This window comes from Methylobacterium crusticola (genome assembly GCF_003574465.1).
Lineage (GTDB): Bacteria > Pseudomonadota > Alphaproteobacteria > Rhizobiales > Beijerinckiaceae > Methylobacterium > Methylobacterium crusticola.
This window is the reverse complement of sequence record NZ_QOWC01000202.1, coordinates 1-15,184: the sequence shown is the minus strand read 5'-3', so window position 1 is coordinate 15,184 and position 15,184 is coordinate 1. Positions and strand designations below refer to the sequence as shown.

At 74.9% G+C, this 15,184-nt stretch carries 14 protein-coding genes and 1 pseudogene; 5 read left to right on the top strand and 10 right to left on the bottom strand.

All coding sequences use genetic code 11. From position 1 onward, the window contains the following. Nucleotides 1-392, top strand: a pseudogene (locus DT057_RS35700) (hypothetical protein); the annotation flags it as partial. Between the two features lie 254 nt (nucleotides 393-646). Here the strand turns inward: DT057_RS35700 and DT057_RS30010 are convergent. Beyond that, complete coding sequence (locus DT057_RS30010; protein ID WP_128565723.1) at nucleotides 647-994, bottom strand: hypothetical protein; 348 nt, start codon at nucleotides 992-994, stop codon at nucleotides 647-649. A gap of 237 nt (nucleotides 995-1,231) precedes the next feature. On the opposite strand from DT057_RS30010, the gene DT057_RS30005 reads away from it, so the two are divergent. Continuing rightward, nucleotides 1,232-2,434, top strand: a complete 1,203-nt coding sequence (locus DT057_RS30005; RefSeq protein WP_128565722.1) for a Zn-dependent hydrolase — start codon at nucleotides 1,232-1,234, stop codon at nucleotides 2,432-2,434. Nucleotides 2,435-2,477: 43 nt separating this feature from the next. Here DT057_RS30005 and DT057_RS30000 read toward each other — a convergent pair whose 3' ends face one another. The 7 genes from DT057_RS30000 to DT057_RS29965 all read right to left on the bottom strand — a co-directional run bounded on the left by DT057_RS30000 (nucleotide 2,478) and on the right by DT057_RS29965 (nucleotide 9,797). Further along, entirely contained in the window at nucleotides 2,478-3,086 is a 609-nt protein-coding gene (locus tag DT057_RS30000) for a cyclase dehydrase (protein WP_128565721.1), read from the bottom strand. Continuing rightward, nucleotides 3,083-4,255, bottom strand: coding sequence for a zinc-dependent alcohol dehydrogenase (locus DT057_RS29995; RefSeq protein WP_128565720.1), 1,173 nt, complete (start codon nucleotides 4,253-4,255; stop codon nucleotides 3,083-3,085). Before DT057_RS29995 ends, DT057_RS30000 begins: the two co-directional genes overlap by 4 nt. A 433-nt stretch (nucleotides 4,256-4,688) precedes the next feature. After that, on the bottom strand, nucleotides 4,689-5,297 hold the full coding sequence (locus tag DT057_RS29990; protein ID WP_128565719.1) for a PAS domain-containing protein: 609 nt from the start codon (nucleotides 5,295-5,297) through the stop codon (nucleotides 4,689-4,691). 518 nt (nucleotides 5,298-5,815) lie between these two features. After that, nucleotides 5,816-6,739 (bottom strand): 50S ribosomal protein L11 methyltransferase, encoded by a 924-nt coding sequence (locus tag DT057_RS29985; RefSeq protein WP_128565718.1) that lies wholly within the window; start codon nucleotides 6,737-6,739, stop codon nucleotides 5,816-5,818. Between the two features lie 504 nt (nucleotides 6,740-7,243). Beyond that, nucleotides 7,244-8,008 carry an SDR family oxidoreductase gene (locus DT057_RS29975; RefSeq protein WP_128565716.1) on the bottom strand — a complete coding sequence of 255 codons (765 nt, stop codon included), beginning with the start codon at nucleotides 8,006-8,008 and terminating at the stop codon, nucleotides 7,244-7,246. A 63-nt stretch (nucleotides 8,009-8,071) separates the two neighbouring features. After that, complete coding sequence (gene otnC, locus DT057_RS29970; RefSeq protein WP_128565715.1) at nucleotides 8,072-8,728, bottom strand: 3-oxo-tetronate 4-phosphate decarboxylase; 657 nt, start codon at nucleotides 8,726-8,728, stop codon at nucleotides 8,072-8,074. Nucleotides 8,729-8,738: 10 nt separating this feature from the next. After that, nucleotides 8,739-9,797, bottom strand: coding sequence for a LacI family DNA-binding transcriptional regulator (locus DT057_RS29965; RefSeq protein ID WP_128565714.1), 1,059 nt, complete (start codon nucleotides 9,795-9,797; stop codon nucleotides 8,739-8,741). Between the two features lie 191 nt (nucleotides 9,798-9,988). On the opposite strand from DT057_RS29965, the gene ltnD reads away from it, so the two are divergent. The 3 genes from ltnD to otnK all read left to right on the top strand — a co-directional run bounded on the left by ltnD (nucleotide 9,989) and on the right by otnK (nucleotide 13,151). Then, complete coding sequence (gene ltnD / locus DT057_RS29960) at nucleotides 9,989-10,909, top strand: L-threonate dehydrogenase (protein ID WP_128565713.1); 921 nt, start codon at nucleotides 9,989-9,991, stop codon at nucleotides 10,907-10,909. 142 nt (nucleotides 10,910-11,051) lie between these two features. Beyond that, a complete protein-coding gene (otnI, locus tag DT057_RS29955) occupies nucleotides 11,052-11,825 on the top strand; it encodes a 2-oxo-tetronate isomerase (protein WP_128565712.1) in 774 nt (257 codons plus the stop codon). A 57-nt stretch (nucleotides 11,826-11,882) separates the two neighbouring features. After that, on the top strand, nucleotides 11,883-13,151 hold the full coding sequence (otnK, locus tag DT057_RS29950; RefSeq protein ID WP_128565711.1) for a 3-oxo-tetronate kinase: 1,269 nt from the start codon (nucleotides 11,883-11,885) through the stop codon (nucleotides 13,149-13,151). 84 nt (nucleotides 13,152-13,235) lie between these two features. Here otnK and DT057_RS29945 read toward each other — a convergent pair whose 3' ends face one another. Together DT057_RS29945 and DT057_RS29940 are read right to left on the bottom strand one after the other, a co-directional pair. Continuing rightward, nucleotides 13,236-14,576 (bottom strand): NCS2 family permease, encoded by a 1,341-nt coding sequence (locus tag DT057_RS29945; RefSeq protein ID WP_128565724.1) that lies wholly within the window; start codon nucleotides 14,574-14,576, stop codon nucleotides 13,236-13,238. Next, nucleotides 14,576-15,184, bottom strand: a 609-nt coding sequence (locus DT057_RS29940; RefSeq protein WP_162501547.1) for a molybdopterin cofactor-binding domain-containing protein, incomplete at its 5' end; no start/stop codon positions are given. The genes DT057_RS29940 and DT057_RS29945, both read right to left, overlap by 1 nt.

Sequence of the window (15,184 nt, the reverse complement as noted above, 5' to 3'; positions counted from 1 at the left end):
GGCCCGCACCGGAGAGCGCCGCCCCCGCCGCCACGGCGGTGGTCGTCGCGCCCGCAACCTCCGGCGCGGGCGTCTCGGTCCGGGCCTCCGACGCCGGCGGCACGGGGGTGCGCCGCTACCTGGCGCCGATCGACGGGAGCCGGGAGGCGGCGGGCAAGGACGCGTCCGGCAGGGACGCCGCGGCCCGCGCCGCGCCGGTCCCGCGCGGCAGCGCCCTCGCGGACGATGCGAGGCCGCGCTACATCACCGACGCGCCCCTCGCGGCCGCGGCCGACTCGAGCGGCGGCCGGCTCGTGCCGCAATCGCCCGGGGACCGCTCGGACCGGGCCGAGAAGCTCTCGGCGGACCTGCCGACCCAGGCCTACCGGGGACCGGAGCCGCGGGGCTACTGAGCGCGCGGTCCGCGGCCGGGAAGCCCGGATCCTACAGGGGGCGCGATCCCCGGATCCGCAGCGCGTCGAGCGCCGCGATCACGAGCCAGGGTCCGACGACGATGGTGAAGACCGACATGCCTCCTGCCTCCTCGCTGGCGGGGTGACGCAGGGGCGAAGCTGGAGCGCCCGGCCGGTCGGCGCGAGCGCTGCCCGGCGCAGACGGCACCGGTTCGCCGCGGATCCCGCGGACTGCGACCGGAACGGGCCCGGCCCTAGCGGTCGGCGGGCTTCGAGGTCGAGGGGTCGCTGATCCGCCGCAGGTTCTCGGCCGGGGTCTCGGCCTCGGTCGCCTCGACGGTCGCGATGCTGCCGCCCTGCGTGGCGTCGAGGCGCTGGCGGTCCGAGGCGATGCGGGCCACCTCGGCGTCCCAGTCGGGATCCTCGTTCAGCCTGCGCTGCAGGTCGGCCGGCCGCGCCAGGTCGAGGGGGTCGTCCTGGCCCATATCCTGCCCGTTGCGATCCGCGTAGGCGTCGAAGCTGCGCAGGTTCGGCCGCGGGGAATCGGGCTTCGCCGCGTCGCCGGCCTGCGCGCCGGTCCGGTCTCGGTTCGGGTCGGTCATCCATGGTCTCCTTGCGGCCCGGGCGCCGCCCCGGGGCGCCCTCCCGCGTGACGATTGCGCTCGGGCTCGACCAACCGGCCGCGGGGCCGGAGCGTTCCAAACACGGCCGCCGATGAGGCGCCCGCCGCCCGCAGGGCGCGGCGGGCCCCGCACGGCTTTCCCGCGCCCCCGCCTCGCCCATTTCCTGCATGGCGCGGCCGGGCGGGCCGGCGCCCCGCCGCGAGGATGAGCGAGACCATGCCCGAGATCGACACCGACGCCTTCCTGCGCGACCTGCACGACCTGCGCGCGATCGGTCGGTTCCGCACCGGCGTGCACCGGCCGACCTACTCGGCCCAGGACATGGAGGCGCGCCGCTGGCTCATGGACCGGCTCGCGGCCTGCGGGCTCGCGCCCGCGATCGACGGCGTCGGGACCGTGCTCGGACGCCACGGCGGGCCCGGCCCCCACCTGCTCGTCGGCAGCCACATCGAGAGCCAGAACGAGGCGGGCTGGCTCGACGGGGCCCTCGGCGTCGTCGCCGGCGTGGCCCTCGCCCGGGCCGGCCTCCCGGTCGACGTCTGCGCCTTCGCGGACGAGGAGGGGCATTTCGACGTCGGCTTCCTGGGCAGCCGCTCCGCCATCGGCGACGTCGCGGAGGCGGAGATCGACGCCAGCCGCAACCGCACGGACGGCACACCCCTGCGGGACGCCCTCGCGGCGGCCGGCCTCGAGGGCCTGCCGCGCCTGCGCCTCGCCCCCGAGCGCTACCGGGGCTTCCTCGAGATGCACATCGAGCAGGGCACGCAGCTCGAGGGCGCGGGCCTGCGCCTCGGCATCGTCACCGGCATCGTGGCCATCTGGCAGTGGCGCATCGTGATCGAGGGGCAGCAGGACCACGCCGGCGGCACCACCATGGCGGAGCGCCGGGACGCGGGCCTCGCCGCCGTGCGCCTGCTCGCCGCCATCGACGAGGCCTTCCCGCGTGTGTGCGGCGAGCGCAGCACCTGGACCACCGGCCGCATCGCCCTCGACCCGGGGGCGCCGAGCATCATCCCGGGCCGGGCCGAGGTAATGTTCCAGTTCCGCGACGTCGCGGTGCCGGTGCTGGAGCGGATGGAGGCGACGCTGCGCGCCCTGATCCGGGAGAGCAACCGGCGCGAGCGCTGCACCGCCCGCCTCGTCGCCGTCTCGCGGGCGACGCCCGCCCTGTGCGACCCGGCCCTGATGGGGGCGCTGACGGAGGCGGCCGAGGCGCTCTGCCCGGGAGGCTGGCAGGCCATGCCATCCGGCGCCGGCCACGACGCGCAGAACGTCGCCCGCATCATGCCGGCCGCGATGCTGTTCGTGCCCTCGGTCGGCGGCATCAGCCATCACTGGGCCGAGGACACGCGCGAGGAGGACCTGGCGCTCGGCGTCAGGGTCCTGGGCGCGGCGGCGGAGCGCCTCCTCGCCGGGTGACGGGGCGCGGAGCCGGCCCCGCCCCGGTCCCGCCGTCCGGCGGTCAGGCCGGCGCGTCGGGAACCGGCCGGCCGTTCCGCCAGGGGCGCAGGGGGCCGGGGATCCGGAAGTCCGCCGGGACCGCGAAGCCGGCGGCGGCGCCCCGCATGGCGCCGGCGGGGCGCGGGAAGCCGCTGCGGCTCCGGTAGTCGAAGGCCCCCGGGCGCGCCGGCCGCTTGTCCGCCGTCAGGCCCTGCACGCAGACGACGTCCATGACGGTCACGCCCGCCACCGCGGCGGCCGCGAGGGCGAGGTGGGCGGATTTCGGGTTGTCGCCCTCGAAGCCCGTCGCCAGGGTCGCGAGGTCGAGGGCGTCGCCCGCGACCCGGCCCCAGATCCAGGGCGTCGGGTCGTGGCTCATCAGGATCGCCACGCCCGTCGCGACCTCGCGAGCGCCGTAGGCCTGCACCAGCGCCTCGCGGCCCTCCATCCCGAGGGTGCGGCACAGGGCGCGGGGGGCGAGCAGCTCGGCGAGGCCGAGCCCGATCGAGAACCAGCCGAGGCCCCGGGCCAGGCGCTCGTGGCCGGAATGGGCGCCGCGGCCCGTGGCGCCGCGGGGCGCGGGCGGGGCGGCGGCCGTGAGCCCGGAGGGCGGGGAGGGGGCGCGGCTCATGGCCTGATCACCACCTTGATGCAGCCGTCCTGCTTGTCGCGGAAGGTGCGGTACATCTCCGGGCCGTCCTCCAGCCCGACCGTGTGGGTGATGACGAAGGACGGGTCGATCTGATCCTCCTCGATCCGGCGCAGCAGGTCGTCGCTCCAGCGGTTGACGTGCGTCTGGCCGGTGCGGACCGTCAGCCCCTTGTTCATCAGGGCGCCGAACGGGATCTTGTCGAGCAGGCCGCCGTAGACGCCCGGGACCGACAGCACGCCGGCCGGGCGGCAGGCCATGATCATCTGGCGCAGGACGTGCGGCCGGTCGGTCTCGAGCATCATCGCCTGCTTGGCGCGGTCGTAGACGGCGTCGAGCGAGCCGGTCGCGTGCGCCTCCAGGCCCACGGCATCGATGCACTTCTCCGGGCCCTTGCCGCCCGTCATGTCGTTCAGGCGGCCGACGACGTTCGATTCCTCGTCGAAGTTGATCGTCTCCGCGCCCCCGGCCTCCGCCATCGACAGGCGCTCGGGCACGCGGTCGATGGCGATCACGCGCTTTGCCCCGAGCAGGATCGCCGAGCGGATCGCCATCTGGCCGACGGGGCCGCAGCCCCAGATCGCCACGGTGTCCTCCGGCTGGATGTCGCACTGGACGGCGCCCTGCCAGCCGGTCGGAAAGATGTCGGACAGGAACAGCAGCTTCTCGTCCGGGATTCCCTTCGGCACCTTGATGTGGGTCGCGTCCGCGAAGGGGACCCGCAGGTACTCGGCCTGGCCGCCCGGGTAGCCGCCCGTGAGGTGAGTGTAGCCGAACAGCCCGGCCGTCGTGTGGCCGAAGGCGGTGTCGCCGAGCGCCTTGTTGCGGTTGGTGCGCTCGCAGACCGAGAAGTTGCCGCGTCGGCACTGGTCGCACTCGCCGCAGATGATGGTGAACGGCACGACGATCCGGTCGCCGACCTTCAGCGCCTTGTTGTCCCGGCCGACCTCGACCACTTCGCCCATGGTCTCGTGGCCCATGATGTCACCGGACTTCATGCCCGGCATGAAGTGATCGTAGAGGTGCAGATCGGATCCGCAGATCGCACAACTAGTAACCTTGATGATTGCGTCGCGACCGTCCTCAATCGTCGGATCGGGAACCGAGTCGCAACGAATGTCGGTTGTTCCGTGCCACACGAGCGCTTTCATCGACGGACTTTCTCCAGCGTCATCGGGGCACGGACAAGCTAGTCGATGTTGTGCTCCCGGAGCCCCGTCCGTTTCCAACAAGCGGTAACTGGCTTGGTTCAGTTCCCGTGCCGAAAGCCGCGGCGCCGGTCCGGAGGCCGGGGCGGCTCCCGTGCGGGGCGCCGGATCCGCCCGCGCGGTGCCGGGCCGGACGGCGCGCGCCGCCGCGCCCGGGCGCGGCTTCCGGGCGCGGCGGCGTGGCGCGAGGGTGGGGACAAGGCCGCGGCGGCCGCGCGCGGCGGGGCGCCCGGCGTTCCAGGCGAGGCAGGGGATCGACGACGGGCCGCGCCGCGCGCGGCGCGGCCGCGGGACGCCCGCGTCTCGGCCTCGGGGGCAATCCCGGCGGACCCGGCCCCGGGACCGGCGCCCCTCGCGCGCTCCGGCGGGGCCGGCCTCAGATCATCCGCCGGGTCCGCTCCCGCTTCGCCAGCCGGCCGAGGCCGCGCCCGAGTTCGAGCAGCAGCATGTCGGTCAGCTTCAGCAGGAACGGCTCCTTCACCTCGGTGATCGCCTCGCGGGTCGCGAGGCAGTGGTCCACGGCGCGCTCGAGCGGATGCGCCCCCGGCGCGTCGACGTCCCGCGTCGCGTCCGAGCCTTCCAGGCGGCTGCCGGTCGTGTCGACGATGATGCCGCGCCCGCGCATCGGCCGTCCGGAGGCGTCGAGCTCGAAGCAGCCGCGGGCCAGGACCCGGCGCGTCGCGCCGTCGACTGCCCGGACGCGGTACTCGGCCACGTAGGCGCCGCCCTCCGCGGCGGCACCGTAGAGCCGGTGCAGGACCTCCTCGCGGTCCTCGGGATGCACGCTGGCCGCGAAGGCCGCCACGGGGGCGCCGGCCTGCGCCACCGCGGGGTCGAGGCCGAACAGAGGGGCGATCGAGGGATCCGCGTGAACGATGTCGCTCGCAAGATCCCAATCCCAGGTCCCGACGCCCTCGCAGCCATTCAGAATGGACGGCCAGATTGCATGCAATGTCTGAAAATCACGCACCGAATGGCTGTGCAAGCTCGCCTCCGCGGCAACCCGGTCTGCTTTCTGTCAGACGAGGTTAGACCGTATCCGCGGGCCAATTCAATTTTAAATTTCAGACTTCTGCATCGTCAGGCAGATGCGGTCGCGGTGCCGCATCGCGAGATTTACCTGAAACTTGACCGCCCGAAGGACGCCGTGCGCGGAGATGAGGCCAGTTCGGCAGCAAACGAGCTTTCCAACATATGTTGTACTCCCGAGCAGAGTCGGGGGGACGTGACTGCGGCGGGACCGCGTACGCCTGCGTCGCCGCGCCCGGCACATCTGCCCGGCCGGGGACCGGGGCGGCGTTCCGCCCCGGGCATTCAACTCAAGATTGCCAAAGCACTGAGAACGGGCGAATTGCCACCGATCGGTTAACAGGGCGGCAACAACCTGAAGTCGAGCCCCGGATGTGTCTGAAATGCAACATTGCCGGAACCGCACCGCCATCGGCGCGTCCCCGGGCCCGCCCCGCCGGCGCGGGCGGATCGCTGATTCGCACCCGGCGCCGGTCAGGCCCGGCGGGGGCGCGGCGCGCTGCCGCCCCGGCGCAGCTCCAGGGTCGCCCAGCCCTCGATGGTGCGGCGCCGGCGCAGCCGGAAGCCCTGCGCGGCGTAGGCCGTGAGCACGCCCGGCACGTCCCGGGGGATCAGGCCGGAGAGCACGAGCGTGCCGCCCGTCGCCACCGCGCGGGCGAGGGAGGGCGCGAGGCGGGTCAGGGGACGCGCCAGGATGTTGGCGAAGACGAGGTCGAAGCCCCGCGCGCGGCTCGCCAGGGGCGAGCGCAGCCCGGGCGCCTCGTAGAAGGCCATGCGGTTCGCCAGGCCGTTGAAGGCCGCGTTGCCCCGCGCGGTCGCCACCGCCTCGGGGTCGAGGTCGCCGGCCACCACCCGGACGTGCAGCAGCCGCGCCGCCGCGAGGCCGAGGATGCCGGTGCCGGTGCCGACGTCGAGGACGCGGGCGGGCCGGCGGCGCCTCGTCTCGTCCACCAGGGCGTCGAGGCAGCCGAGGGTGGTGCCGTGGTGGCCGGTGCCGAACGCCAGGGCGGCCTCGATCTCGATCGGCCGGTCGTTGGGGGAGACCCGCCCGCGGTCGTGCGCGCCGTGCACCAGGATGCGGCCCGAGCGCACGGGCTTCAGCCCCTCCAGGGACGCCCGCACCCAGTCCTGCTGGTCGATGGCCGCGAAGCTCGCCGCGTCCGCGGCGTCGCCGACGATCGGGCGGATCAGCGCGCGCACGGCCGCCTCGTCGGGCTCCTCGGAGAAGTAGGCCTCGAGCCGCCAGGTCCGGCCGTCCTCGGCCTCGAAGGCCGCCACCGCGGTCTCGCCCGGGTCGAAGACCTCGCCGATCAGGTCGGTCATGGCGCGGGCGGCGCGCTCGTCCGTGTCGAGACGCAGCACGTGGGTGGGTCGGTGGGGCGGCAGGCCTTCGAGCATGCGGGGCGCTGTAGCACCCGCAGGCCCCCGCCGTCACCGCCCCGTCATCGGGATGCGGCATCGCTCGGGCCGCCGGGGAACCGGCGACCGGGCTCGGCGTTCATTCCCGCGCCGGCCGCAGAAGCCGGCCGTTGAAGGACTTCGCGATGCGTATCCGAGTTCGTGAGCGTCTTCGGCAGGATGACTCCGCCGCAAGCCAGATGCCTCCCGCCCGCCGGCCGTCCGGGCGCGCGAGGACCAACCCGTTCGCGGCCGAGGACACGGCCCTGCCGGGGCGGATGCTCGTGCTCCTGAGCCGCCTGCACCGCGGCGAGGCGCCGGGCGCGCAACCCGGGGTCGGGGGCGGCGCGGCCCCGGCGCGCACGGCGGAGCCGGGCTCGCGCGACGCGGTCCGGCCGCAGGGGAGCGGCCTTCCCGACTAGACCGGACGGCCCGGCAACGTCGGGCGGCCCGAGAAGCTCGGTCCGCCCGAGTAATTCGGGCGAGCCGGCATCGGCCGGGCGTTCAGGTCGCGGCCCGGGCCTCCGGCACGTAGCCGCGGTTCCAGGTCGGGCTGATCAGCACCTCGTTGAGGCAGACGTGCTTCGGCCGCGTCGCCACGAACAGGATCAGGTCGGCGAGGTCGTCGGGCTGGAGCATGCGGGCGCGGTCCTCGGCGCTCACCGGCACCGGGCGCCGGTCGAGGATCGGCGTCGCCACCTCGGCCGGGCACAGCACGGTCGAGCGGATGCCGTGGATGCACTCCTCCATGTTGATGCTGTGGCTCATCGCCACCACGGCGTGCTTGGCGGCCGTGTAGGCCGGCCCGCTCAGCGGACTGACGAAGCGCCCGGCCCACGAGGCGGTGTGGATGAGGACGCCGTCCTGCTGCGCCCGCATCAGCGGCAGGGCCGCCACCACGGCGTAGAACGCGCTCGACAGGTTGGCCTGCACCACCGCGTCGACGGATTGCGGCGTCAGCACCTCCCAGCGCCGCTCGCGCACGTTGCTGCCGGCGTTGTTGACCAGCACGTCGAGGCGGCCGAAGCGCGTCCGGATGGCGGACGCGACGGCGGCGACGCGGCCCGCATCGGTGACGTCGCCGGCCTCGACCACGGCCTCGCCGCCCGCCGCCCCGATCCGCGCGGCGACCGCCCGCAGGGGCTCCTCGCGCCGGCCCGTCAGGACCGTGCGGGCGCCGGCGCCCGCGAGCGCCAGGGCGGCGGCCTCGCCGATGCCGCTGCCGGCGCCCGTCACCCAGGCGACCTTGCCGTCCAGAGCCTTCCCCATCGTCCGTTCCTCCCGTTCCGGGCGCCGTCGCGCCGTGATCGTTCTGCGCCCCGCCGCGCCCGCTCAATGCCCGTGGTCGGGCAGGGTCAGGCCGAAATGCGCCACGAGGTCGGCCACCTGGGCCGGCGTCAGGTGGCGCGGGTTGAGGTTGCGCAGCAGGAGGTAGAGCTTGGCGGTCTCCTCCAGCTCCTCGGTGGCGTACACCGCCGCCTCCAGGGTGGCGCCTGCGACGACCGGGCCGTGGTTGGCGAGCAGCACCGACGCGTAGGCGCCGGCGAGGCCCCGGATCGCGTCCGCCACCGCCGGGTCGCCCGGCCGGTAGTAGGGCACGAGCGCGACGGCCCCCGCCCGCATCACGCTGTAGGCGGTGAGCGGCGGCAGCACCGCCCGCGGGTCGATCTCCGGCAGCATCGACACCGCCACCGCGTGGGTGGAGTGCAGGTGCACGATCGCCCGGGCGCCCTCGCGGCTGTCGTAGAGCGCCGCGTGCAGGGGGATCTCCTTCGTGGGCGCGTCGCCCGCGAGGAGCCGCCCGTCGCGGTCGAGCCGCGCGATGCGGGCCGGGTCGAGGAAGCCCAGGGAGGCGTCGGTCGGCGTCACGAGCCAGCCGCCGTCGTCGAGCCTGAGCGAGATGTTGCCGGACGAGCCCGGCGTCAGGCCGCGCTCGAACAGCGAGCGGCCGAAGCGGCAGATGGTTTCGCGAAGGGCGCTCTCGCTCATCGTCCTCTCCTCAGGCGGTCGCGCCCTCGACCAGCTCGAAACCGAGATCCACCACCGTGGCCGGGCCGCTGCCGCAGACGAGCCGGGCCGCCGTCGCCCCGGCCTCGACCCGGGGCGTGCGGATGGTGGCGAGGGGCTGGGGCATCAGGCGGCCGACGTCGAGGCCGTTGTAGCCGAACAGGGCGAGGCGCCCCGGCACCGCGAGGCCGCGGGCGAGGCAGTGGAAGTAGCCGCCGAGCGCCATGTCGTCGTTCGAGAAGTAGGCGGCGTCGAGGTCCCGGACCCGGGCGAGCAGCGCCGCGAGGCCGGTGCGCCCGGCCTCGATGGAGGAGGGGGCGGCGATCCGCTCCTCGCCCGCGAGGGCGAGGCCGGCCGCGCCCAAGCCCTCCCGGAAGCCGGCGTAGCGCTTGGCGGCCCGGCGGTCCCGCCCGAGGTCGTGGCCGATGTAGCCGATGCGCCGGTAGCCGCGCCCGACGAGGTGGCGGGCGCTCGCCGCGCCGGCGGCGCGGTTCGAGTAGCCGACCACGATGTCGAGGCCCGGCCCGTCGACGTCGAGGAGCTCGGCCACCCGCACCCCGCTCGCCGCGAGGCGCCGCACCGTGCCGGGGTTGTGCTCGAGCCCGGTGACGATCAGGCCCGCCGGGCGCCAGCTCAGGAGCGAGTCGACCACCGTCTCCTCGCGGTCCTGGTCGTAGTCGGTGACGGCGATCACCGGCTGGAAGCCCTCCGCCTCCAGGGTCGCGGTGGCGCCGCGCAGGAGGTCCGGGAAGACGATGTTCGTGAGCGACGGGATCACGATGCCGATCAGCCGCGAGCCCGTCGAGGCCAGCGTGCCGGCGATGCGGTTCGGCACGTAGCCGAGGCGCGCCACCGCCGCCTCGACCTGCGCCCGGGTCTTCTGCGAGTACGAGCCGTGGCTGCGCAGCACCCGCGAGACCGTGCTCTCGCCGACCCGGGCCTCCCGCGCCACGTCCGCCAGGGTGACGGGGCGGCGCGCCGCGCCGTCGCGCGGCGTCAGCGGCTCGGCCTCCGCCCGGTAATCCCGGCGCCCGCCCTCGGCCTCGTCCATGCCGTCCCCCGAACGCGCTCCCCCTCGCGCCACGATGTCATGTCTGCGGGGCGGGCTCAACGCACCCGAGCGGGGTGATTGGAAGCGCTGCCAATGATTGCTAGGATCGTCCCGGCCGCACGGCACCAGACCGTGCGCCGGGACCGGTCCGGATGCCTCCGGGCGGGTCCCCATCCGGGGAGGACACACGCATGACCGACACGCCCGCCCGCGCCGCGGTGATCGGCCTCGGCTCGATGGGTTACGGCATGGCGCAGTCCCTGCGCCGCGCGGGCTTCGACGTCGCGGGCTGCGACGTCGATCCGGGCGCCGTCGCGCGCCTCGTCGCCGAGGGCGGGCGCGGGGCCGCGACGCCCGCCGAGGCCGCGGCCGGGGCCTCGGCCGTGGTCTGCGTCGTGGTCAACGCGGCCCAGACCGAGGCGGTCCTGTTCGGGCGGGACGGCGCGCCCGGCCTCGCGGAGGCGATGCCCGAGGGCGCGGTGTTCCTGTCCTGCGCCACCATGGACCCGGCGGTGGCCCGCCGCCTCGCGGCCCGCCTCGAGGCCACGGGCCGGCACTACCTCGACGCGCCGATCAGCGGCGGCGCCCAGCGGGCCGCGCAGGGGGAGCTGACGATCCTGGCCTCCGGCAGCGCCGCGGCTTTCGCGGGCGCGCGCCCCGTCCTCGACGCCCTGGCGGCGACGCTCCACGAGCTCGGCGACGCGCCCGGGCAGGGGGCGGCCTTCAAGATGATCAACCAGCTCCTCGCCGGCGTCCACATCGCGGCGGCGAGCGAGGCGATGGCCTTCGCGGCCCGCCAGGGCCTCGACCTGCGCCGGGTCTACGAGGTGATCACCGCCTCGGCGGGCAATTCCTGGATGTTCGAGAACCGCATGCCGCACGTGCTGGAGGGCGACTACGCGCCCCGCAGCGCCGTCGACATCTTCGTCAAGGACCTCGGCATCGTGCAGGACATGGCGCGGGCCCAGACCTTCCCGGTGCCGGTGGCGGCGGCGGCCCTCCAGATGTTCCTGATGGCCTCGGCCGCCGGCATGGGCCGGGACGACGACGCCTCGGTGGCGCGCCTCTACGCGCAGGTGACCGGGACGCCGCTGCCGGGCGGGGCGGGGTGACGCCGCGGCCCCGGCCGCGGTTGACGCCGCGCCCGCGCCTCCGGATGAGAGCGAGGGGCCCGCATCCGGGCCCGAGGCCCGGGCCGGGGGCGGGCCCGACGACACCCGCCGCAGGCGGGGCCACCACCCCGAGGGAGGATCCATGCCGCGCTTTGCCGCCAACCTCACCCTGATGTTCACCGAGTTGCCGTTCCTCGACCGCTTCGCGGCTGCCGCCGAGGCGGGCTTCTCCGCGGTGGAGTTCCTGTTCCCCTACGAGCATCCGCCCGAGGCGATCGGCGAGCGGCTGCGCCGGCACGGCCTGACCCAGGCCCTGTTCAACCTGCCGCCGGGGGACTGGGCGGGCGGCGAGCGCGGCCTCAGCGCCCTGCCCGGGCGCTTCGAGGAGCTGAAGGCCGGCGTCGAGACCGCCCTCGGCTACGCCGCGGCGACGGGCGTGAAGCGCCTGCACCTGATGGCCGGCATGGCCGACCGCGCCGATCCCGGGGCGGCGAGCGCCTACCGCCGCGCCGTGGAATGGAGCGCGGAGCGCCTCGCCCGCGAGGGCCTCGACCTCGTGCTGGAGCCGATCAACGCCCGCAACATGCCGGGCTACTTCCTCGACGATTTCGGCTACGCCGCCGCCCTCATCCGCGCGCTGGCGCGGCCGAACCTGAAGCTCCAGTTCGACCTCTACCACTGCCAGATCCTGCACGGCGACGTCACCATGCGGCTGCGCGAGCTGATGCCCATCGTGGGCCACGTCCAGACCGCGAGCGTGCCCGACCGGCACGAGCCCGGCACGGGCGAGATGAACGACGCCTTCCTGTTCGCCGAGCTCGACCGCCTCGGCTACGACGGCTTCGTCGGCTGCGAGTACAACCCGAAGGCCGGCACGGTGGCGGGCCTCGGCTGGTTCGCGCCCTATGCGCGCTGAGCGGGCCGCGACGCGCCGGCCCATCCCTCGTCGGACACCCCTCTCGGGAGGACGCACATGACCCTGGCGCTGGGCTGCATCGCCGACGACTACACGGGTGCCTCCGACCTCGCCAACACCCTGAGCAAGGCGGGCCTGCGCACGGTCCAGGCCATCGGGGTGCCGCGCCCCGACCTCGCCCTGCCGGAGGTCGACGCCGTCGTGGTCTCGCTCAAGAGCCGCTCGATCCCCGCCGACGAGGCGGTGGCGCGCTCGCGCGAGGCCGAGGCCTGGATCCGGGCGCGGGGCGCCGGCCACGTGCTGTTCAAGGTCTGCTCGACCTTCGACTCGACGGATGCGGGCAATATCGGCCCGGTCACCGACGCCCTGCGGGAGGATGCCGGCGAGGCGATCGCCCTCGTCACCCCGGCCTTCCCGGAGACGGCCCGCACCGTCTACATGGGCCACCTGTTCGTGGGCGCGGTGCCCCTGGCCGAGAGCCCGCTCAAGGACCATCCCCTCAACCCGATGCGGGACTCGAACCTCGTGCGGGTCCTCTCCCGCCAGAGCCGGGCGCCGGTCGGGCTCGTCGACCTCGCCACGGTGGCGCAGGGCGCCGAGGCGGTGGGCGCGCGGCTCGCCGCCCTCGCGCGCGAGGGCAAGGGCGCCGCCATCGCGGACGCGGTGCTCGACCGCGACCTCGCGGTGCTCGGGGCCGCGGCGCTGCGGCACCGGGTCTCGACGGGCGCCTCGGGCCTCGGCCTCGGGCTCGCCCGGGCGCTCGTGGCGAGCGGGCGCGTCGCGCCGGCGGCATCCGACGGCGCCCTCGGCGAGGCGGTCGGCGGGCCGGCCGCGTGCCTGGCCGGGAGCTGCTCGCAGGCGACCCTCGGGCAGATCGCCCGGGCCGAGGCCGAGATGCCGGTGCGCCGGCTCGACCCGGAGCGGCTCCTCGCCGGCGAGGACGAGGCCGGGGCGGCGCTGGCCTGGGCGGCGGAGCGGATCGGCGCCGGCCCGGTGCTGATCGCGAGCAGCGCCGGCCCGGACTCGGTCGCGGCGGTCCAGGCCCGCTACGGGCGCGACGCCGCCGGCCACGCCATCGAGGCCGCCATGGCGCGGATCGCCGAGGGCCTGGTCGAGCACGGCGTGCGCCGCCTCGTCGTGGCCGGCGGGGAGACCTCCGGCGCGGTCGTCGACCGCCTCGGGCTGCCGGCCTTCCGGGTCGGGCCCGAGATCGCCGCCGGCGTGCCGGTCCTGCGCACCACCGACCGGGCCATGCTGCTGGCCCTGAAATCGGGGAATTTCGGCGGGCCGGGCTTCTTCACGGACGCCCTCGCGCTGATGCCTTGAGGCCGCGCCGGCGCCCGGGCCCCTGCCGCGCCGCCTCCGGCACGGTGCGGGGTGGCCCGGCCGTCCCCGGGACCGCCGCGCCCCTCAATGGGCGCTGCCCGTCTGCACGAACTTGAACAGGAACACCGCCGCGATGATCCAGACGATCGGCTTCACGTCCCGGGCGCGGCCCGTGAGCAGCTTGAGCACCGCGTAGGTGATGAACCCGAAGGCGACGCCGTTCGCGATCGAGTAGGTGAAGGGCATCAGGAGCGCGGTCACGCAGGCCGGCACCACCTCGGTCAGGTCGTCCCAGTCGAGCTCCACGAGCTCGTGCAGCATCAGGCAGGCGACGTAGAACAGGGCCGGCGCCGTGGCGTAGGCCGGCACGGAGCCGGCGAGGGGCGCGAAGAACAGGCAGGCGAGGAACAGCACGGCGACGGTGGCGGCGGTGAGCCCGGTGCGCCCGCCCTCCTCCACGCCGGAGGCGCTCTCGAGATACGCCGTGGTGCTCGACGTGCCGAGCAGCGAGCCGATGAAGATCGAGGAGGAATCCGCCATCAGCGCCTTGTCGAGGCGCTCCATCCGGCCCTCGACGAGGAGGCCCGCCCGGTTGGCGACCCCCATCAGGGTGCCGGTGGCGTCGAACAGCTCGACCAGGAAGAACACCAGCACGACGTTGAGCAGCCCCCCGGAGAGCGCGCCCTTGATGTCGAGGGCAAGCAGCGTCGGGCCGATGGAGGGCGGCAGCGAGACCACCCCCTGGAAGGTGTTGTCGGCCACGACGAAGCTCAGGACCGTGACCGTGAGGATGCCGGCGAGGAGCGCCCCCTTCACCCGCCGGACCGAGAGGGCCGCCACCATCAGGAAGCCCAGGACCGCCAGCACCGTGCTGGGCTTGTGCAGGTCCCCGAGCGTCACGAAGGTGGCGGGGCTCGCCGCCACGAGGCCGGCGTTCTTGAGCGCGATGATCGCCAGGAACAGCCCGATGCCGACCGTGATGGCGATGCGCATCGAGCGCGGGATGCCCTCGACGATCACCCGCCGCAGGCCCGTCAGCGTCACCGCCATGAAGCAGAGGCCGGAGATGAACACAGCCCCCAGCGCCGCCTGCCAGGTGTAGCCCATCTGGAGCACCACCACGTAGGCGAAGTAGGCGTTGAGCCCCATGCCGGGCGCGAGCGCGATGGGGTAGTTGGCGTAGAACGCCATGATGAGCGAGCCGACCGCCGCCACGAGGCAGGTCGCCACGAAGACCGCGCCCTTCGGCATGCCCGCGTCGCCCAGGATGTTGGGGTTGATGAAGACGATGTAGGCCATCGTCAGGAAGGTCGTCAGGCCGGCGAGCAGCTCGGTGCGCACGGTGGTGCCGTGCGCCGAGAGCCCGAAGGTCCGCTCGAGGAAGCCCGGGGGCCGGGTCAGCGCGTCGTCCCGCTTCAGGTCCATCATGCCTCCTCGCCGCCGCGGCCGGCGTGCTCCATCACTGCGCGAAAGATCCGGTCGGGCGCGAAGGGCGTCGCCGTGAGGCGGGCGCCGGTCGCGTCCCGGATGGCGTTAGCGAGGGCCGCCGCGACCGGGTTGAACGGGCTCTCGCTCATCGACTTGGCCCCGAGCGGCCCGACCGCGTCGTGGGTGTCGGCGAACAGGACCTCGGTGCGGGGCACGTCGGCGAGCGCCGGGATGTGGTAGGTGCGGAAGCTCGGGGTCTCGACCCGGCCCGCGCCGTCGACGCGCAGGTCCTCGTAGAGCGCCGCGCCGATGGCCTGCGCCACCCCGCCCTCGATCTGGCCGCGGCACTGCATCGGGTTGAGGACGCGCCCGGCGTCGGCGGCGTGGACGCTGCGCAGGATGCGCACCTCGCCGCTCCCGGGATGGACCGCGACCTGGAAGCCCTGGACGTTGAAGGCGACCGAGCGCGGGGTGCCGTCGGCGCGGCCCACCGCCTCGAGGGCGCCCTCGGCGGCGAGCGCGGCGAGCGGGATGCGCGCCGCCCCGGCCGCGACGGCGTCGCCCGCGAGCCGGCAGGCGGCGGGGTCGAGGCCCGCGCGGGCGGC